Origin of the sequence: Flavobacterium azizsancarii, assembly GCF_027980145.1 — a bacterium.
GTDB lineage: Bacteria > Bacteroidota > Bacteroidia > Flavobacteriales > Flavobacteriaceae > Flavobacterium > Flavobacterium azizsancarii.
Map to the genome: position 1 here is coordinate 31,867 of NZ_JAMZNK010000041.1, position 19,952 is coordinate 51,818.

General features: G+C 31.9%; 15 protein-coding genes. 1 reads left to right on the plus strand and 14 read right to left on the minus strand.

What is annotated here, in order from left to right:
• Positions 1–226: 226 nt before the first annotated feature.
• Positions 227–1,225 (minus strand): zinc dependent phospholipase C family protein, encoded by a 999-nt coding sequence (locus NJT12_RS19275; protein ID WP_271337557.1) that lies wholly within the window; start codon positions 1,223–1,225, stop codon positions 227–229.
• Between the two features lie 161 nt (positions 1,226–1,386).
• Here NJT12_RS19275 and NJT12_RS19280 point away from each other — a divergent pair, with 161 nt between their 5' ends.
• Positions 1,387–2,340 (plus strand): hypothetical protein, encoded by a 954-nt coding sequence (locus tag NJT12_RS19280; protein ID WP_271337558.1) that lies wholly within the window; start codon positions 1,387–1,389, stop codon positions 2,338–2,340.
• Between the two features lie 8 nt (positions 2,341–2,348).
• On the opposite strand, the gene NJT12_RS19285 is transcribed toward NJT12_RS19280, so the two are convergent.
• From NJT12_RS19285 to NJT12_RS19345, 13 genes are all read right to left on the minus strand, one after another.
• Positions 2,349–3,314, minus strand: a complete 966-nt coding sequence (locus tag NJT12_RS19285; protein ID WP_271337559.1) for a YeiH family protein — start codon at positions 3,312–3,314, stop codon at positions 2,349–2,351.
• Between the two features lie 73 nt (positions 3,315–3,387).
• Complete coding sequence (locus NJT12_RS19290; RefSeq protein WP_271337560.1) at positions 3,388–4,284, minus strand: LysR family transcriptional regulator; 897 nt, start codon at positions 4,282–4,284, stop codon at positions 3,388–3,390.
• 69 nt (positions 4,285–4,353) lie between these two features.
• Positions 4,354–5,040 (minus strand): M15 family metallopeptidase, encoded by a 687-nt coding sequence (locus NJT12_RS19295; protein ID WP_271337561.1) that lies wholly within the window; start codon positions 5,038–5,040, stop codon positions 4,354–4,356.
• 60 nt (positions 5,041–5,100) lie between these two features.
• Entirely contained in the window at positions 5,101–5,934 is an 834-nt protein-coding gene (locus NJT12_RS19300; RefSeq protein ID WP_271337562.1) for a DUF4846 domain-containing protein, read from the minus strand.
• A gap of 65 nt (positions 5,935–5,999) precedes the next feature.
• The gene (locus NJT12_RS19305) at positions 6,000–8,027 is read right to left on the minus strand and encodes a hypothetical protein (RefSeq protein WP_271337563.1); all 2,028 of its coding nucleotides are present in this window, start codon (positions 8,025–8,027) and stop codon (positions 6,000–6,002) included.
• Positions 8,028–8,106: 79 nt separating this feature from the next.
• Positions 8,107–8,853, minus strand: a complete 747-nt coding sequence (gene fabG / locus NJT12_RS19310) for a 3-oxoacyl-[acyl-carrier-protein] reductase (RefSeq protein WP_271337564.1) — start codon at positions 8,851–8,853, stop codon at positions 8,107–8,109.
• Between the two features lie 253 nt (positions 8,854–9,106).
• Positions 9,107–9,313 carry a hypothetical protein gene (locus NJT12_RS19315; RefSeq protein ID WP_271337565.1) on the minus strand — a complete coding sequence of 69 codons (207 nt, stop codon included), beginning with the start codon at positions 9,311–9,313 and terminating at the stop codon, positions 9,107–9,109.
• A 592-nt stretch (positions 9,314–9,905) separates the two neighbouring features.
• Positions 9,906–11,240 carry a DUF4302 domain-containing protein gene (locus NJT12_RS19320; RefSeq protein WP_271337566.1) on the minus strand — a complete coding sequence of 445 codons (1,335 nt, stop codon included), beginning with the start codon at positions 11,238–11,240 and terminating at the stop codon, positions 9,906–9,908.
• A gap of 41 nt (positions 11,241–11,281) precedes the next feature.
• Positions 11,282–12,142, minus strand: a complete 861-nt coding sequence (locus NJT12_RS19325) for a zinc-binding metallopeptidase (protein WP_271337567.1) — start codon at positions 12,140–12,142, stop codon at positions 11,282–11,284.
• Between the two features lie 19 nt (positions 12,143–12,161).
• Positions 12,162–13,646: a RagB/SusD family nutrient uptake outer membrane protein gene (locus NJT12_RS19330; protein ID WP_271337568.1), complete on the minus strand. Its 1,485-nt coding sequence runs from the start codon at positions 13,644–13,646 to the stop codon at positions 12,162–12,164.
• A gap of 11 nt (positions 13,647–13,657) precedes the next feature.
• Complete coding sequence (locus tag NJT12_RS19335) at positions 13,658–17,371, minus strand: SusC/RagA family TonB-linked outer membrane protein (RefSeq protein ID WP_271337569.1); 3,714 nt, start codon at positions 17,369–17,371, stop codon at positions 13,658–13,660.
• 243 nt (positions 17,372–17,614) lie between these two features.
• Entirely contained in the window at positions 17,615–18,730 is a 1,116-nt protein-coding gene (locus NJT12_RS19340; protein ID WP_271337570.1) for a FecR family protein, read from the minus strand.
• Positions 18,731–18,820: 90 nt separating this feature from the next.
• Complete coding sequence (locus NJT12_RS19345; protein ID WP_271337571.1) at positions 18,821–19,432, minus strand: RNA polymerase sigma factor; 612 nt, start codon at positions 19,430–19,432, stop codon at positions 18,821–18,823.
• Positions 19,433–19,952: the final 520 nt, after the last annotated feature.

Sequence of the window (19,952 nt, forward strand, 5' to 3'; positions counted from 1 at the left end):
TGATTTAAGCCGATTTCCGCTGGATATAGTTCATGGTTGTCATTTCGACCCAAGGGAGAAATCACATAAAGTAGCCCGGCAACAGTGCGTTTTCCCCGCGTGCGATCTCTCCCTTTGGTCGAGATGAAGATTGTCTAAAAAATAAAAAAGTCTCAAATTCAGATGAATTTGAGACTTTTTTATTGCTTAAAATATGTAAACTATTAACTGAGACTGAAAACTTTCTCTAGTCGTTCTGATTCTTCATTCCGAACAAGTCACCTTGCTGAAACAGTTTTAAATCATCTTTTAGAGCCTGGTTGTTTCTTTGTGTAACCGCTGGCGCATCCAGATCGCTTAAATCAGGTTTTCCTGCATTTACCCACGCAGTATACCAGAAACTCGCTGTTGCAGTAATGGCTTTTTTCATTTGATTTTCAACCATTCCATTTAAATCTTTATGCAATTTCTTAGCATATTCATCAGAGAAAACAGCTGAATTGTATTTGCTTTTCAATACTTTTCCGTCTGCATCCATTTTAAAAACTTGATTTTCAGGAGTCGCAGTTCTTAATTTTTTATCAATGTCTAATAACGGCTGAACTAAACTATGTGTATCGTTTATCATGTCCCAGGTTGCTTTATGAACATCTTCATAATAATGTGCCTCAGGAACATTTAATTTGTAATTTTTAGCAAATAATTCAGGAAGTCTGCTTTCCCAAAGAGAGTGAATTCCTTTTTGCTCACTTAATTGCCCGTCATGATTGGCAGAAGTGTGTAATGGCATATGTGCATCTCCTATATAATGACCTAAATCTGCAGCAAGAAATAAAATTTCTGCTCTGTTTTTATCTTTAAAGGCTTTGGTTAACTTTACCATCATATCTTCTATGTACCAAGGCAATATCCCATTGTCATTCAGAAATTTAGCATCGTATTTTTTCTTTGCTTGCTCCATAGTTTTTGGAATACTGTCTAAAGCACCAAAATTCTCCATGTCAAAATAATGTCTCGGATTTTCATCTTTATAATTTAAAGCATATTTACGAATATCCGGAACAGAAGCTTCTTGTGTAATAAAATCGATGTGATTGTAGAAGAAGATCTGAAGCGGACGTGGCAATGCCATTACTGCAGCTTTATTAATACGCTCATGGCCAACGATTCCCCATGATAATGTCAAAAATCCAATAGCTAATGCAAAAAATGCGATTAACTTTGGTTTCATTCTAAAGTTTTTCATTTGTTTTTTGTTTGAGGTGCAAATTTATTTCATTTAAAGTGAATTCAAAACAATAGTAGATAATATTGTTATAATTTAATTTTACGAACCTTATCGGCAGTAAGTTCATATTAAAAGTTTCTTTGTAAATTCGTTTTTGTTTTACATAAAAATATTAATATATGTCTCTGATTCGTTTTAGTGTTCTTTTTTTATTATTTACTTCAATTTGTTCCGCTCAGGATGATATACAATTAAAAAATGTCAGTGATACTATTCTCAATACCAAGAGAACTTTACAATTATCTGATCAGCTTGATGGCGTTAAAACGATGCAAAAATTGTTTCCCGGTAAATTATACAAGCTTTCTGACGACAATACTTTTTTGAGTTGGAAATGCAAAAGCTGTAAACCGGTGGCTTATAAAGATGTTAATGGTACTGAAGGCGATCAACTATTTCCCTATAAAGAAGGTGTTGCGACAAGACTTCTTGAAAATATAAATTACACGGATTCAAAGGGCAATCAATTTAAATTGTTGTTTTTTAATCACTCCGTTTATGATGGGGACGGAGGACAAACAGGAAGATTTTCCGGAGGTTTGGTGGGTGTTGCCAAGTTTGCAAAAAATGATAATGTTTGGCAAATGAGATCTTTTCAGCCGGCAATTGCTGCTTTTGGTGCTTTCTCAAGAGCTCCTTCTCCTAAATTGATCGAAATTGGTGATGATCAGTACGCTTTTACATTAGTACATTCAAATGGAGGTGCTGGTGCACCGTATTACGATTATCTATATTTAATAGTTGGTTTTAATGGAAAGTATCAGCCTTTGATGGAAGTAGACAATTATGCGCTGTCAAATACCGGAGGCGGCACAAATTGGTCAAGTTCATATAAAGTTGTAAATGATTCGGATAAAAAATATTTCAGGGATTTTGTCATTACAACAACGGGATTTTACCGTAAGTCAAAAGGCGGAGATGAAGAATATGAAGTCGATATGCCGAAAGAAGTAAGTGAGATGGCTAAAACAAAAAAACAATTTAATTTTTCAATAGAAAGACATTTTTCTTTTAAAGGGAAATGGTATAATATTGTAGGCAAACCTATTGTAAAGTATTCTAACGTAAAATAGTATTTTGATTAATTCAAATATAAAATTGAAGCTAAACCCAGACCGGCAATAAATACCCACAGAATAACTCCCTGTAACAAAGGCTTCACTCCTACTGATCGTAGTGTATTAATGTTTAAAGTAGCTCCAATTAAAAACAAGGTAATTGTTAGACCAATCTTAGCTACATTCACAATAAACGGCGCAATAACTGCAGTAGCGGGAACATAGGTGTTAAAAAGCATTGCAAGAATAAATAAACCTATAAAATAAGGAATCTTGATTTTTTGGGATTTATTTTTAAAAATTGCAGCCGTGATGAGAGAAATAGGAATAATCCATAATGCTCGTGCTAATTTTACAGTTGTTGCGATTTGCAATGCTTCGGCACCGTATTTATTAGCTGCACCTACAACAGAACTGGTATCATGAATAGCAATGGCGCACCATAAGCCAAATTCTTTTTGTGACAAATCTAGTTGATGTCCGATAAATGGAAAAACGAATAATGCTATTGAATTAAGGATAAAAATAACTCCCAAAGCAATTGATGTTTGATTTTCGTTTGATTTAATTACCGGTGAAATCGCGGCAATAGCACTTCCTCCGCAAATAGCAGTTCCGCAAGAAATTAAGTGTGATGTTTTTTTATCAGTTTTAAGCCATTTCCCTAAAAATGTACCTAATAGTAAAGTACTAAAAATCGAGAATACAGTTAGCAAAAAACCTTCTTTTCCTGCTGAAATTGCAGCTGTAGCATTCATTCCGAAACCTAAACCAACTACTGAAAATTGTAATAAATAAGTAATAGCGACATGATTGAATTCGACAAAAGGATTACCAAAAACATTAACCATTACGACTCCCAGTAATAAAGCGACCGGTGCAGAAATAATAGAAAATAAACACAATAGGATTATTAAAGCAAAAATAGCTTGTTGTATGTAAAGATTGACCTGGAATAAATGTGTCGATGTATGTTGTTTTGTTTTCAAAATAATAATTTTAATATTTCTCTACAAAGGTCTGCTCTTTACACCGCAATCACTAATCGCAAATTGCAATCGACTATAACTCTAAGTTATAATAAGAAGACATATTCTGTATAAATAATTCTGATAAAGAATCTGATTTACCCAATAAAGTTATAATATAAAAATAACGTTCAATAGAAAGATTAGTGACGTCTAACACTATTAATTCATTATTTTTAAGCTCCTTGCCTACCGCGTGTATTGACATAAAAGCAAAACAATCAGAGTTTAATAAATATGATTTTATGCTTTCTGTAGATCCTAACTGCATCTCGATTTGTAAATCTGTTATTTTTACATTGACTTGTTTCAAAGCAAATTCAATAACTTCAAGTGTTCCGGAACCACGCTCCCGGGTTATAAATTTCATCGCTTTTAAATCTTCTAATGAAATTTCGTTTTGTTTTACAAAAGGATTTTTGATATTACAAACCAAAACCAATTCGTCTTTTAAAAACGGAATATATTTAATCAACTGATTTTTAGATTGCCCTTCGACAATTCCTATTTCTATTTCTTTGCTGATTAAAGCATTTTCTATTTGTTCTGTATTTCCGTTTAGTAAATTGACTTTAATGTCTTTTTGCTTTTGATGAAAGCGGGCCAAAACTGGGGAAATAATATATTGCGAAATTGTAGTGCTGGCTCCCAATCTTAATAAACCTTTACGCTCGTTGATAAAAGAACTCATATCAAAGTCGATCTTGCGATAGATTTCGAAGATGTTTTTGGTATGTTTTAGTAGAATTTCTCCGGCAGGAGTTAATGCAATTTTAGAACCATTACGTTCAAAAAGCTTGATTTTATAGGTTTCCTCGAGTTCCTGGATATGTTTAGAAACTGCCGGCTGCGATATATATAATTCCTGAGCTGCTTTAGTAAAATTAAGGCGGAGCGCAACGGTGTAGAAAACTTTTAGCCTGAAATCCATAATCATAAATTTATAATTCGTAACCCACTTTCCTCCACAATATTTTTTTGAAATAAAATATTCTAAAATTTATAAAAAAAGTTCAGGTCGATACTCAAAATGCATTGTGTCGTAATGTTTCCAATTTCCTCCCCAAATAAAGCCATATTTTTCAAAAATTGAAATTAGCTTTACAGGAATTTGATTTCTATACGAAAGAATAGCTTCTTCATTTTTACATTTACAATCCCATTGCCAATAATTGGAATTTTTGACATTAATATCTATAGTCATTCCATAACTATGCGTACTCAATCGGTTTGTTCCTGAAATTTTTCTCCAACTAAATGTACCTCCAATAGCATTAATATATTTTTTAAATTCTGGATTATTATCTAATTCTGCCGAGAGTTTTTTTACTATTTTATCAATTCCATTCACTGTTGTGACTTTTATTTTTTGATTGACTAATTTTGGGCACCAAATAATTTCAGTCATTTTTGATTCAACTTCTGATTTTGAATTTCCGTAAATTTTCTTAAAAAAAGCTTCATTTCGAATTCTTCCTGCATCTTCCTTTGGAATTAAATTCTTATTTACTTTATTATAAACAAACTTAAATTGATCTTCAATATCTGGATTTTCCAACAATTCCTGATTCGTTTTATTTTTAAAATCATCGTAAATCAAACTAGATTTATCACTAAAAATAATTTTATTATCTTTATAACCAACAACTTGATCTGGATATGCTTTAATTAATTTTTGAACATTCAATGGGATTTCCTGCGAAAAAACATTTTGGAATATAAGGACTAAAAAAAGGAATCGTTTCATTTAAAAACGTTTTAATTGTGAAGAACTAAAAGTCCATTCAGGCGTTTTCAGAGTGGTTCCAAAATCGACAGTATACCAGGGACTCAACGAACTATTATTTGGATTTTTTAATATTTGGATTTCCTGTGCTGGCATATAGCTTTGTGCTAATAGCATAATTTTTTGGTTATTTTTTGGATTCACGGCTATATCAACCACAATAACAGCGTGACCTGGAAAGCCACCTTTTATAAAGACATCTCCAATTTTTACGTCTGTAACATTAATTGATTTCAGTTCTTTTTCTAACGAAGCAGTTCCGGCATACATAAAAACCGTCTCTAAATATTTCCAATAGGTTTGATAACTATCAGATGGCTTTGCAGTTTTAACCCAACTGGTTTTGTTGCCTTTAATTGCAATTCTGTAACCTTCAGCCCATTTACTAAAATCAACTCGAAAACCATTTGTAAAATTAAAATGTATTTTATCGTACTGTTTTTGGCTATAAAAATAATCCGCTCGCAAACGCATCACAGCATCAGCACATTGATGCAAATCTTGTTTTCCAATGGGTAAATCAACAACCGCTTCATAAACGTTTCGATTTGATTTTACAGTTCCGTTAAAATACAAAACACTTGAACCTGAAGCCTTTAATGGAAGATTTCGTAAAAAAGATCCAAACGAAGTTTTAGATTCCTCTTCTCTCACAAATCCTGGAGGTGGTTGAAAACGTTGCTGAATCGTATTTCCCAAAAGGTTGCTTTGGTTAGTATTGTTTGTCTTTGAAAATGAAAAAAAACAAAAAATAACCATCAAAATTACTACAATAAATAAGAATTTAACTTTCATAATTTATACTTTTAATTCATAACCACAAGATCACAAAAAGCTAGAGAGAATGCGATTATATTTCATCACAACATTCCATTATATTTCCTAACAAACCATTCCGTAGTCAATACCGCAGCAATTAAAATCAATAACCAAACCCAATCAATTAGCGGAGTCTTGGTTGAAACATTTTTTTCTATCGATTTATATTCTTTATTTTCCAGAAGTTGCTGAATCAAATCATCGGCCTGATCTTCGAAAAAAGCTTTTCCGTTTGTTTGCAGCGCCAATTGTTTTAGCTTTAAAACATCAGGATTTACAAATTGTTTTTCAATATCAAAATCTAAAATCTCAAAATGACTTGAATATAACGTGTTCGTGTTTAACTCTTTTACTGTAAAATTATATTTTCCTGTAGACAATCCGTCTAAATTTACTGAGAACGAATTATTCCCTTTTAATAAATCGTAGTTTTTGGCTTGTTTTGTTTCTGCATTTGTAACTGCAATGGTCAATCTGGCTTTTTCGTCAAATTCATAATTTTTATTAAAGTACTGCGCATTGATCACAATTGCTTCTCCTGAATTATAAAAACTTTCGTGTGTTACTACGAGTGATTTTTTAGAAGTTGTCGAAACCAAATACTGAATTATCTTGTCTATAAAAATATCGTATTTTTCAAATGACTGATTATCAACATGACTTTGCAAACGCCATTTCCAGCTGTTTTCTCCTAGAAGAAAAGAAGTTCTTTTGCCCTGATTTTCGGTAAAAGCTAATAAAGGCGCGTTGGTAGCGACATTTCTGATTTTAGAAGAAAGCAAAACGGAGACATTTCCGTTTGTAGTAATCGTTCCGAATAAATTTTGCAATGGTGGGAAATTTTCGAAACCAATATTATCGATCGCAAACAGATTAAATTGCGATTGAAACTCACATAAATAATCTTCTCTTTGATTGCTCATTTTAAAAACCAGACTGTTCTGTTGCTGGTTCAAAAAATTAAAATCAGTACTGGTTCCTGTAATAATAAAGGTATTGGTTCCTGCTAATTTATTATTATCAAAAATTGCTTTAAAACTTGAATTTGGTTGATATAAAACTAAAACAGAAGCTTCTTGTAACTGATTAATATCATTAGGTTTAGCCAATATCACTTTACGCTGTGCATTAACTTCAATAGAACGTTTTAACGCTGCGATATCAGGATGATTTATAGAAGAAACTATGGCGATGGTCGACTTTTGATCAATAATTTCAACAGCAAAATTTTTGACATTATTATAACTATTCTTTTCTTTTGAACCAGAAGAAATACTGGCTTTAAAAATTTGTAATCCTACTTTATCTGCAGGCAATAACAAATTTAAAGCAGCTGTTTTTTTTGAGGCTGAAAAAGAAATTTTTTCTTTGGCAACAACATTATTTCCCTGTGTAATGTTAAAATCGGCATTTACATTTTTATCTCCGGAATATTGCAGAAAAACTTCAACCGGAAATTTATTTTTATGAAAGGCGTATTTGTTAACGTTAAGCTGATTGATTTTTAAATCAAGAAAAGTGGTTGTATCTCCCACAACCAAAGGATAAACTTTATTAGCAGGATCAAAGCGATATACGTAATCGTTTCCTGTAGTTTGATTTCCGTCAGTAATTATAACCGTCGGGAAAATCAGGTTTTTATTGATGCTTTTTAGATTTTTGGCAACTTCGTCAAGATTTGTTTGTTTTCCTTTGAAATCAAATTTGTCCGAAGGTTTAAAATCTGCATCAAATTGATACGATTGAATTTCAAATTTTTCCTTAAGTGCAGGATTCGAAATTAGTTTTTGATATAATTCGGCAACTTTTTTATCTGATTTTAAAACTTCAATCGAACTCGAATTATCTACCGCAATAGCCAAAGGTGTTTTAGTGATTTGCAGCGAATTTTTAGTCATTATTGGGTTTATCAACAAAACCAACAGGCCGAAAATAGCTAAAAAACGTAAAAAAGCCAAAAACCAAATCACATTGGATTTGTTTTTGGCTTTAAAAAAATATTGAAAATACGATAACCCACCCGCTATTACTAAAGAAAGTAATAATAATAGAATCGTGTTTGTAGTCATATTTTATGTAGTTTGTAGATTATAGTTTTTAGTTTATGGTTGCAGAACAATAAACAACAAGCCATAAACAATTAACTTTTTAAGTAAGCATTCCTCCGCAAACATTAAGCACTTGCCCTGTAACATAAGCACTCATATCTGACGCTAGGAAAAGACATGCATTTGCAACATCTTCAACAGTTCCGCCACGTTTTAACGGAATTCCGTCTCTCCATCCTTTTACTACGTCTTCCGGTAATTTTGCAGTCATTTCAGTTTCAATAAATCCAGGAGCAATTGCATTGCAACGAATATTACGGGAACCTAACTCTAATGCTACAGATTTTGTAAAACCAATTGCACCTGCTTTAGAAGCGGCGTAATTTGTTTGTCCTGCGTTTCCGGAAACCCCAACAACAGAACTAATATTAATGATTGAACCTGCGCGTTGTTTTAGGAAAGTCTTCTGAATCGCTTTTGTCATATTAAATACTGACTTCAGGTTTACATCAATAACCTGATCAAAATCAGCTTCAGACATACGCATTAATAAATTATCTTTTGTAATTCCTGCGTTATTAATTAAAATATCAACTGTTCCAAAATCAGCTAAAACAGCATCAACAAAAGTTTGTGATTCATTAAAATCGGCGGCATTCGACTGGTATCCTTTTGCTTTTATTCCTAAACCGTTTAACTCAGCTTCTAGAGCCTGAGCAGATTCTACAGATGAGCTATATGTAAACGCCACATTTGCACCATGTTTAGCAAAAACTTCTGCAATTCCTCTTCCAATTCCACGACTAGCGCCTGTAATAATGGCAACTTTTCCTTCTAGTAATTTCATATTCAAAATTAATTTAATATTTATTTGTAGCTTAATCTCGATATCCACTATATTTTTTTCCTTGCTAAAAAACAGAAAAGTATATTGCATTTATCAAAGCTATGAATGACTTGTCAAATATATGATAATTCCCTTTTTAAAAAAATAACAATAGTATAAATTATGAATTTGGAAGTTTCTTTAAAAATAATGTAGATAAAAAAAACCGCTTCAGATTGTGAAACGGTTTAATTATTAAAAATGTCTTATAAAATTATGGACACAGTGGGCCATCTCCATCTACTGTTTCAAAGCACTTAGGTACTGGCTGATTTATACAGGGTGTTAGATATTGTCCCATTACCGCACCGTCTCCCTTTTCACAATCATAAGTTAAGGTGTTTCCGCCACCTGCAATATTTTTTTGCTCGTTACGACTCAAAATCTCTACTCCTTTAAAATTCAAAATTGTTTTTAACATAATGATTAAATTGTTTGATGTTTATATACTCAATCCTTTTATCTGTTGAGTTTCAGACAAAAAACCAAACACAACTATTTGATTTTCAATATAAAAATACGAAAAAACATCTATTAAAATGATTTTTTATAAGATTTAACTCTAATTACATGAAAAGAAAAAAGCAACTCATTTTTGAGTTGCTTTTTCTTTTCATGTAAAATTGAATATTTAATTTTGGCTTATGGCGAAAAATAAAATTCCAAGTATAACTGCTGAAATTAATATGCTATACATTGAAAATTTAAAATTTTCAGTATTATTAAGTTTGTCCTCTTTTCTCTTTTTTTTTAGATCAATAGTAATTATTAAAATCAAGACTAAAATTAAAAGCTATAAATAATATCTGTTGTATTCCGGATATATTCCTGAAATAGTTACCAACGCTAAGCCTCATAAAAAACAACAATATTTATTGGGATAAAAACCTTCTTCATCATATTTTATTAAATTACTATTTTTAATTTTTTTCACAAATTAAGCGTCTAACTTTCTTTCTATGATTTAGCTTAAAAAAAGGCAATTCAATTGAACTGCCTTTTATCAAAAATAATTAATTAAGTTGCCAAGTGTTCATTCTAAATGAACTTGAAGCACCAGTAAAGGTGTAAACAGTATTTGAATAAGTTAATTTGTAACTTTCTTTTTTTACATAGATTCCACTAGGATCTGTTAGATAACTATCGAAATTCTTAAGAAATGCTGGAACTGTACCTGTTGACCAAGATTTATGTTTCAGGATAATTTTTTTACCAGTCGCATCTTCTACAACATCTACGTAATGGAAGATAGCTGCTCTTCCTACAAATGTATAATAGATGAAATTTCCAAGGGAATGATTTGTATAAATCTGTATAGATGATACTGATACGCCTGCTGGTAAAGCAGCGTTAATTCCAGCAAGTTCCTTTTTAAATAATTGTGAATTTGTAGGTGCGCTTTCCGTAAAATCACCAACATAATAACCAAAGTTAGTAAATATTTTACCCGGGAGTAATATTTTATAATCATCAGTTAATCTTGGCGGTGCATTTGAGAATCTAATAGTAGCACTAACTCCTCCGGTACCTGTAGCGATAAAATTATTGCTGACACTATCATAAACAAAATTTGATAATTTTTGTCCTTTTACCACTAAAGCTGGTTTAACAATAGCACCTGTTGGAGTATAGGAAAGAGCCAGATTATAAATTTGATTTGTAGAGGCATCTAAAGATGTTGCAATACCAAAACGCGCTTTTGGATTGAAATCAAAATCGAATAACTTCACTGCACTACCATCATTAATTTCTAACAATCTAAACAAGGGGCTAGTTATTCCTCCTGTAATCTTTTCAATTATTGGAGTGTTTTTAGGTAAATCTGTCCAGTCCTGTGGTTTCGCTTTTACAAATCTTAATTCCTTAAAATTCCTGTTTGTTTTAAAAATAATATCTCCATTCTCCTGACCGTAATAGAAAAATTGGAAATCACCCAAATATCCTTTACCTCTAAGGGCCGCGGTAGGATAATTATCTGACTCTGATAACAGATGTATTCTACTAGCTGTTGTGAAAACTAAACTTACTGTACTTCCTAATTGAATATCATACTGACTTCTTTTAACACCGGTATCTCCATCGAAATCTGATGCCATATCTACTTTTCCGTCAGGCAGAAATTTGAATAAATGTGTAAATCCTCCTAATTGTGTACTATCTGTATAATAAACCGCTTTCCACCCATCTGCGGAAGAAAGCAATAAATCATTTAATTCTTTTTCCCTAGCATTTAATCTATCTATAGGGTTCTGATCAAATTTCGAATCAGCTTCTGTACTCGTACAAGAACCTAGTAGTATTGCCGCAAAAGCAACTAATAAATACTTATATATATATTTTATTTTCATAATATTGATTTTTATTAATTATTGCTCATTATTATTTATAATTACTTTTTAAGAACTGCATCTGTATTTTTTTGTGCCTCATCTCTTAAAGCATAGAAATCCATATTAAAGGCATCTTTATAATATTGTACTACAATAGCTTCTTTCTTTTGAATACTTGCTTTACCTGCAGGATCTGTAATACTTGCAAGAATTGCAGCATATTCTGCTTTAGAGCTTGTTAATATTGTAGAAGCGGTTTCTGCAAAATCTTCATAAATATTTAATCTTGCATAACTTGTTATAAAACCTAATTCTCTTGAATCTTCAATTTCTTCAACATACCAACTGGTAGTATATCCTGACGGTGTTAATTTAGACCAGGCCTGTTCATCAAAAGGTTTAGTTTGATTTAGAATGTGCACATACTCGTGCTGAATAGTATGAATAAACTCAGTAACATCCGGTCTGCTATTTTTATTTAAATAATCTACCTGAAAAAGTGTAACTCTTTGTCCTCCTTCTGCTAAACCTAATGTTCTTGTACCAGTTGTATTTAAGTTTACCCCTCCTACTAAAACAAATTCTCTTGGTGCAATTTTCTTTACAAAATTCGCACCTCCTATAGTCGTGTAACTGTCTATCCATATTGTTTTAACAATCTCAAGAGCTGGCTTTACCTTTTCTATAGTTGGTGGAAATAAATAACGAGTATTATCTACCAGATTTTGATTCCATTCATAATATACTTTGATATTATAAGGATCCAAGAAACCAGTATCAATCCATTTGTCTAATTCCGTTTTAGTAGACTGTGAAAAATCTAATTGACTTTCTGTAGGCTGATCTTCATGTGCACAAGAAATAAATAATATTGTCCCTGTAATCATTAAAATCGTTTTATATCTTTTTAATATTTTCATAATAAATTAAATTAAATTTTTATCTAGGATTTAGTTCGATTCCATTATCAGAAGCTCTAACTGGTATCTGTAATGCTCTACGTTTGTCATCTTTTACTAAAACATTATGTCTTGATACTTGCCCAAACTCAAAAGTATCGTGTTCTACAACAAGATTAAAACGCTTGATATCAAACCACCTAACACCCTCATGCAAAAAATCTCTTCTTCTTGCTTCTGCAATAGCTTTTATATAAGAAGCCTGTACAGGAGTTAGCGGATAAAACGGTGTAAACTCATCTGCTATTACTGGAAATTTTTCTATCACTTTTGCTTGTGTTAACTTATCTGTCGCTGGATTGTATCCTGAAGTTCTTGTTGCTAAAAAGTATTCTAATTCAGCATTCGCTTCTGTAATTTGATTTTTCATTACATGTGCTTCAATTCTATTCAGGAAAAACTCATCATTACTTAAAAGAACTGTACTGGTATAAGGATCACCAACACCTGCTGTTAAATTTGTATATTTAAAATACTCATAAAGCTTAGGTACCAAAACCGTTTGCCCCCCTTTGTATTGGCCTGCTGCACGTATTAACCAGGCTTTATTAAAAAGACTAGTTTCTTTTCCTAAAATTAAATCTACTTTGTTTCCTGCCAGAGTAAATCTATTTGTAAAGCTTCTACTCCAGATTGATTCCGGATAAGCTACTAATAAATTTGTTGCTTGCTCTACCTTAGAATATTCAATAGGCATCTGAGCAAAAGCAACTGCATTAAAAGCTGCATAATCTCTAAGAGTAGTCGGTTTTGAGCCCAATCCATTTGAAAACTCAAGTACCTTATCCCAATCTCCTTTTACTAAATAAAAACGACTGGCAAAAGCTTTTGTAGCCTCTACATTAAAATGGTACTTTGGTTCTTTATAATTACTAGTAACATATTTCAATCCTTCATTAATGTCTTTCTCGATAAAATCAAATACTTCCTTAACTGTGTTTCGTTTGTATTTTACTAATAAAGCTCCTTCCGGCTCTGTTATATACGGAACCCCTAAATCCGTAGCAGCTGTCGCAGGGTTGTATCTATTTGCCCATAATTGAACCAACATAAAATGAGAATAAGCTCTTGCTATTAATGCCTCTCCCTTTTGAGGATTCAAACTAGTTAGGTTACCCAATTGATCGATAGCTTCTAAGGCTTGATTTGCAGCTGCTATAGCCTTATAGGAAGAATTCCAAAATGCTGCCTCTGTATCTTCTGCAAATTGAGTCTGCATTTCCCAGTTGTAACTTTGTTTATTGTCCAAGTCTGACCCTGGTAATGCACTATCGAATACATTATCAGACATTGTTTCTGCAATCGCCATATACGTCCTGTTAGGATAAGCGGTTACTAATAATTCTGAGATCTTTTCTGGTGTATTTATTTGTGTTCTGTTATCTGGCACTTCTGAAAGAAATTCATCACAACTACTAATACTAACAAGTAATACTAATGAAAGTGCTATTTTTATATTTTTCATAATTAACTATATTAGAATGAAACATTTAAAGTAAATGTATATTGAGAAGTTATTGGAAATGCAACTCCTCCTGTATTACGAAACTCAGGGTCCTGGCCGTGTAATCTTTTATCTGAATAAATCAACCAGGGATTTACTGCTGAACCTTTTAAGGTGAATGCACTAACACCTAACTTTCTTTTAAAATCTTTAGGAAATTCCCAACTAAGCGAAATATTCTTTAATCGCAAAAAATCACCATCAGCAACTCTTACATCAGAATAATTATAAGTATTATAAGCTATTTGTAAATCGCTTTCCCCATAATTTCTATTTAATAATTTATCTGCAATAACAGGAACATTTGTACTATTTTCATCTCCTGGACTTATCCACCTATTTTTAAATTCTTTTGTAAAAACTGTCAAATCGTTATACTCGTTACTGTAAACAGGATTTAGACGAACTTTATTTCCTCCGGATCCAACAATAAATACATATAACGACCAGCTTTTATAAGAAAATGTATTGGCTAAACCAACTGATTTATTAGGTTCAATAGATCCTTCATATTTTAAGTAATTTGCAACGTCTTTAGTATCTTGAAAATTAGCTTTTGTAATATTATTTTCTGCTCCGTCCTGTAAAATAAAAGTAGGTAATCCTTGATTATTCAATCCGGTAAACTGATAAGAATATATTGAATTTCTAGGGTGTCCTACTGTATTACCTCCATTGGAATCTACCAGATCATAAACTGAAGGTTTGTTTGCTAATTTTGTGATTTTTTGATTGTAAACAGAAAAGTTTAATGTTGTTGACCACTTAAAGTTATTAGTTACAATATTTTGAGTAGTAAACCCCAACTCAATACCTTTAGTTTCCATATCAGCATTGTTACCTTGTTTGACAGATTGTCCGCCAACACCAGACGTAATTACATAGTCAATTAAGTCAAATGCCTTACGGCTGTAAACGTCTGTAGTTAACTGCACTCTGTTATTAAACATTCCAAGATCTAAACCAATATTAGTTTCATATTGTTTTTCCCAAGTCAAATCTTTGTTTTGTAAATCTTCGATTTTTATCGCATTTTCTCTATCTGAAAGATTAAAACGGTCTGTAATAAAACTTTTATAAATTGCTAATGAATTTGTTGCAGGTCCAGCTGTTGCTGTAAGTCCATAAGAAGCTCTCAAAGCTAAAGTATTGATTGATTCAACGTTTTTCATGAATTTTTCTTCAGCAACGTTCCATTTTCCACTAACTGTGTAAGTAGGCAACCATCTTGAAGACCCTGTATCTCCTTGTCTGTTAGATCCATCATAACGACCAGTCAACGAAGCTGTATAACGACGATCATAAGTATATCCAACTTTACCAAAGAAACCAACAGTCCTTTCTCTTTCTGCGCCAAATTCGTAATATGAATCACCTCCATTTACAATTTTCTCGATCATTTTAGGATCAATAAAAGAAGTAAGTCCTTTATCATATTGAATACCTACAGCTGTAAAATTATCATTGTTTCGATCCACTGATCTTAATTCTGTACCAAAGAAACCTTCTACTTCATGTTTTTCTTTAAAAATATTTCTATAAGTAACACTATTTCTAACGTTATAAGAAGTCATATCATTAGTGTATTTTCTTAGAAAACCACCACTTGGCAATACGGAAACTTTTGGTATAGTTAAATCCGTAGGATCCTGATACAAGAATACATTATCTTTTTGTATTTGTGTATTTACGTTATCTCCAACGCCTGCATTGTATGCTGCTACTACATTCGAGCCTTCTAAAATCTTGTGCTCTCTTGATGTATTTGCATAACGCGCAGAACCGGTAAGGTTATAAGTTAAATGTTTATTGATTTTATAATCTAAATCTACCTGAAAACGAATATCATTTACTTTAATTCCTAAAGTGTTATTTTCTAATTCATTCACAATGTTCATTGGTGCCCAGTTGTTTTGATAATATTCCAGATTACCATTATCATCATAAGGTCTTAATGTTCTGCTAGTACTTAAAACATAGTTGAACGGATTAATATCAAAATCTCTGGCTGTTTTTCCAAATACAACATCTTTTTTACTATCATAAGCTCCAGGAGCTTCTTGGTCACGAATAGATCCCATCGTAGATAACGTAATGTTCAATCTATCATTTATAAAAAATGTTCCTTTAATATTTGATGTTAACTGCTTTACGTTATCAGCAATAGTCCATCCTGGATCTGTATAATAACCTAAAGAAGCATAAAATGTATTATTTTTTCCACCACCAGAAAAGCTTAAAGAGTGATTTTGAGTAATCGAAGGTCTAAATAAAACACTAAACCAATCTGTATTAGCTAGTTCGTATTTTTTTAAGAACTGATTAATATTTGATTGTTCATTTCTAACACCGTACTGACCATTTGTTTCATTATAACGGTTGATCTCTTTTGCAAGGATATTATATGCTCCTCCAAATCTTCCTGTGTAAGAAGAACTTAAATCAAGATATCCTTTTTGTTTCATTTCCTGAAAAACACTCATAGATTCCTGAGAGTTCAAGATGTCATATTGTGTATAACTTGGTACTGTTCTCACTGTGTTTTCAAGTGAATAACTCACTTTTAATGGTGAATCTCTACGTCCTTGTTTAGTTGTAACAACCACAACTCCGTTTAACGATCTTGAACCATAGATAGATGTTGCTGATGCGTCTTTAAGAATTTCAATACTTTGGATATCGTTAGCATTTAAACCCGCTACAGATGAACTTAATAATGTTGATGAATTTCCAGAAGCCAAATCAGCAAATGAAACATTTATGATATCTTCCTGAACAACTCCATCAATAACCCATAAAGGTTTTGTGTCCCCAAAAATAGATGAAGATCCACGCACTGTAATTTTAGGAGCTGTACCAAAAGTACCTGTTACATTTTGCACAGTTACACCGGCAGCTTTACCCTCGATCATTCTGCTTACATCTACTACACCATCAACTTTTAATTCTGCACCAGAAATTTTGCTGATAGCTCCAGTAAAGGTTCTCTTAGATGTTTTTTCGTAACCTGTAGTTACTACAACTTCTTTTAAATTTTGTCCTTCATCATTTAAGACAATAGTTGGACTAGTGTTCGATATTCCAATTTCTTTGGACTCCATTCCAACATAAGAAATTACAAGTTTATCACTATTAGAAGGTACTTCGATAGTAAACCTACCATCAAAATCAGTAAGAACTGCATTTTTTGTACCTTTTACAGAAACCGTAGCTCCTGGTAATGGGCTACCATTAGCATCTGTAACCACACCTTTGATAATTGGACCTGCAGTTAATATTGCAAACAGTGAATTACTGGCGTCTGAACTTGTAAAAGAATCAGCGGTATTTTTTTGTAAAACAATTTGATTGCTTACTTCAGTATAGGTTATATTAAAAGGTATTAAAATTCGGTTAAGAATGCTTGACAGCACTTCCTGATCTGCATCTATACTTACCTTTTGAGCAAGCTGAGGCAACCTTGAGTTATAAGAAAATTTTACGTGGGCAGACTTCTCCAACTTAGATAGCGCATTGTCTAATGTTAAATTATCAACATTAATAGTAACCTTTGTATCTAATTTTTTTTGCCCATTTACATTATTTGCCATGGCAACACTTGAAAATACAAGCGCCAAGACAAACTGAAATAGTGTTATTTTCATGATTCGATGGAGTAATCGTTGTTTAACAACTGGTTTTTTCATAATTTTGGATTGTTTTGATTAATACTGATTCGAGTGTATTTTAAGAAACATTATGAATTACTCTTTACAGAGAGTAACTCAATTCAATTTAAGTGTCGATAATGTTACAGCATTTCGGCACTTTTTTTTTCTGCATTATCATCTTTTACATAGGCATATAGTCTTTTTTAGTTGAGAGTGTTTTTGGTTGTTTTTTTTTCGAAATTAAAATCCAATCTATATAATTACAGTTATATAGCAGGATTAGTTACATCCTTCAGATGTTATAATAATCTGGTTGCCATTCATTTCAAAACTGGTATTATTGCCTATGCTATTACAGACAATTTTTAGTTTTTCTGTCAATGGCTGATCACTAAGCGAAGTGGTAAGGTGACAATCTTTTAATTTATTTTTAGGATAATCAATATCTACCAGATAAGCCTGTTCAATTGTTTGAAAAATCTGAGATACAGGAATATCAGTAAATTCGAAACTCAACTGCTCAATATTACCAACATTACGAGTCAAGGCGACATCTTGGGTAATGTTTGTGATTTTGTTAAAACTCAAATCACTTCGTAAAAAACGAAGTGCCTGATTGGGTAGTAAAACCACTTCTTTCTGATTAGATTTAGCTAATAAATCATTAGATTTTACCCTAACTTTACCGGTGCGCACAAGAACTTCTACATCAGGCTGATCAGAATAAGCTTTAACTCTAAAACTAGTTCCAACTACCTTTGTAACGATTTCGTTTGCATAAACAAAAAAAGGCTTTTTAGGATTTTTACTAATTTCAAAGAAACCTTCGCCGGATAAATACACCTTTCTTTCGTTTCCGGTAAAGATTTTAGGATAACTTAATTTACTATTTGGTTGTAATAAAACAGAACTGCCGTCAGACAATGTGATGATTTGTGGTTTATTTGAATTATTAGTCTGCTCAACTAATCCTTCGCTATTTTCATCTATAAGTTCTTTATACGTAATTACATTACTTTTGGGACTAATTTGATTTTGATAAAACCAAACTGATATCAGGCCAAAAACTAAAATAGCTGCAGCACCACTAAGGAAATATTTTCTAAAAAAATTTATTTTGGAATCCTGAATTGAACTGTTTTGATTTTCTTTCTCTTCAATTTTAATCCATGTAGTTTGTAACGCATTGTGGATATCAGACGCAGTCAAATTTGAATCTGGCACTTTCATAGCCAACAATAATAATCTTGCGTCTTCTACCAACTTAGCACGTTGGCGACTTTCTAAAGTCCATTCTTCCCAACCATTCTCATCAGTTTTAAATAAAACCCATGACTGGAATGATTCGTCAGATAAAAAATCTTCAATTTCGGTATATTTGTTACGTTTTTGCATTTAAAAATAAGGTTACAAAAACATAGAGGACACTTTTCTTATTATATACTCACTAAATTGTGATTTTTTTTTATTTTTTTTAAAACAAATTTAACATGCAGTTAAAGATAGTAGAAAAATTAACGAAAAACTCCCCTTCCATTCCTTACGTAATGTAAGCAGACCCCGGTGTAAGAGGTTGCTTGCTGATTGATAATTAACTTCTAACATTTCGGCAATTTGTTCTACTGTCAAACCTTGATGGTAGCGTAAATACAAAGCCTCCTTTTGGCGCGATGGCAAATCATTTAATAATTTATTCAAATGAACAACTTTCTCTCTCGTTGCATAATCATCATCTACAAGGTCATTTTCTACTGAAAATTCTAAAAGGAATGCTATTGTATCTGTACTAGTCGCTTTACGAAAAATACGATCACGTTCGTGCAATCTTGCAATTCGCTTACGTACACTTGATAATAAATAAGCTTTTACTACAACCGAATTTTGCAATCCGTTACGATAAACCCAGATGTCTGTAAAGACGTCCTGTACACAATCTTGTACTTTCTCTGCAAATGGTGAAAGTGAATTTCCGTAACGAACTAAATCTGTATAATATTTCTCAAATAAAATTGAGAATGATTTTTCATCTCCATCTTTCAAGTTATTCCAAAGTGTATTATCATCAAAAGTCTTGAATTGTAAAGTTTTGGCCTTCATATTAATTTTGGGTAGAATTCTTAAAAATAAGCACTTGGTTTTAACATAAAGAATACGGTTTTTTAACATTATCCTTTATTTCTGTGCGATAAATATATAAAAGCAAATATATAAAACAAATTTTTTTACATAAAAAAGATGGTTTCCTAACATCAGGAACAGTCACTGTTTATTGACTTACTGCGGATTGAAGCGATAAAAAAAATATTTTAGTTTTTTGTTAATAGTTATTTTTGTAAGATTAAATTACCATTTAATTTAAATTTTTTTTTAACAAATTAAATACTTTGTCCCTTAAAAAATTTAACATACAGATTTTAGGATTTTGAGCAAAAAAAGCCTCACTAAATAAATGAGGGCACTGAAAAAGTCCTTTTCAGGAATAATTGTTAATTAAAGGAGTAGAAGATAAAAGTTTTCTACTCTTTTTTTTGTATCTTTTGGGTGTAATCATAAGGCTTTTTAGATGTTAATTCAACAGCAACAAATTCAGTTTAGTCCCTATTCTTCATTATATGAT

Bases quoted from the DNA above. Each gene is read 5' to 3' on its own strand.
- NJT12_RS19300 (WP_271337562.1), bottom strand. From the start codon at position 5,934: ATGAAAGTTAAATTCTTATTTATTGTAGTAATTTTGATGGTTATTTTT.
- NJT12_RS19340 (WP_271337570.1), bottom strand. From the start codon at position 18,730: ATGCAAAAACGTAACAAATATACCGAAATTGAAGATTTTTTATCTGAC.
- NJT12_RS19320 (WP_271337566.1), bottom strand. From the start codon at position 11,240: ATGAAAATAAAATATATATATAAGTATTTATTAGTTGCTTTTGCGGCA.
- NJT12_RS19280 (WP_271337558.1), top strand. From the start codon at position 1,387: ATGTCTCTGATTCGTTTTAGTGTTCTTTTTTTATTATTTACTTCAATT.
- fabG (WP_271337564.1), bottom strand. From the start codon at position 8,853: ATGAAATTACTAGAAGGAAAAGTTGCCATTATTACAGGCGCTAGTCGT.
- NJT12_RS19345 (WP_271337571.1), bottom strand. From the start codon at position 19,432: ATGAAGGCCAAAACTTTACAATTCAAGACTTTTGATGATAATACACTT.
- NJT12_RS19325 (WP_271337567.1), bottom strand. From the start codon at position 12,142: ATGAAAATATTAAAAAGATATAAAACGATTTTAATGATTACAGGGACA.
- NJT12_RS19330 (WP_271337568.1), bottom strand. From the start codon at position 13,646: ATGAAAAATATAAAAATAGCACTTTCATTAGTATTACTTGTTAGTATT.
- NJT12_RS19275 (WP_271337557.1), bottom strand. From the start codon at position 1,225: ATGAAAAACTTTAGAATGAAACCAAAGTTAATCGCATTTTTTGCATTA.
- NJT12_RS19305 (WP_271337563.1), bottom strand. From the start codon at position 8,027: ATGACTACAAACACGATTCTATTATTATTACTTTCTTTAGTAATAGCG.
- NJT12_RS19315 (WP_271337565.1), bottom strand. From the start codon at position 9,313: ATGTTAAAAACAATTTTGAATTTTAAAGGAGTAGAGATTTTGAGTCGT.
- NJT12_RS19335 (WP_271337569.1), bottom strand. From the start codon at position 17,371: ATGAAAAAACCAGTTGTTAAACAACGATTACTCCATCGAATCATGAAA.
- NJT12_RS19290 (WP_271337560.1), bottom strand. From the start codon at position 4,284: ATGGATTTCAGGCTAAAAGTTTTCTACACCGTTGCGCTCCGCCTTAAT.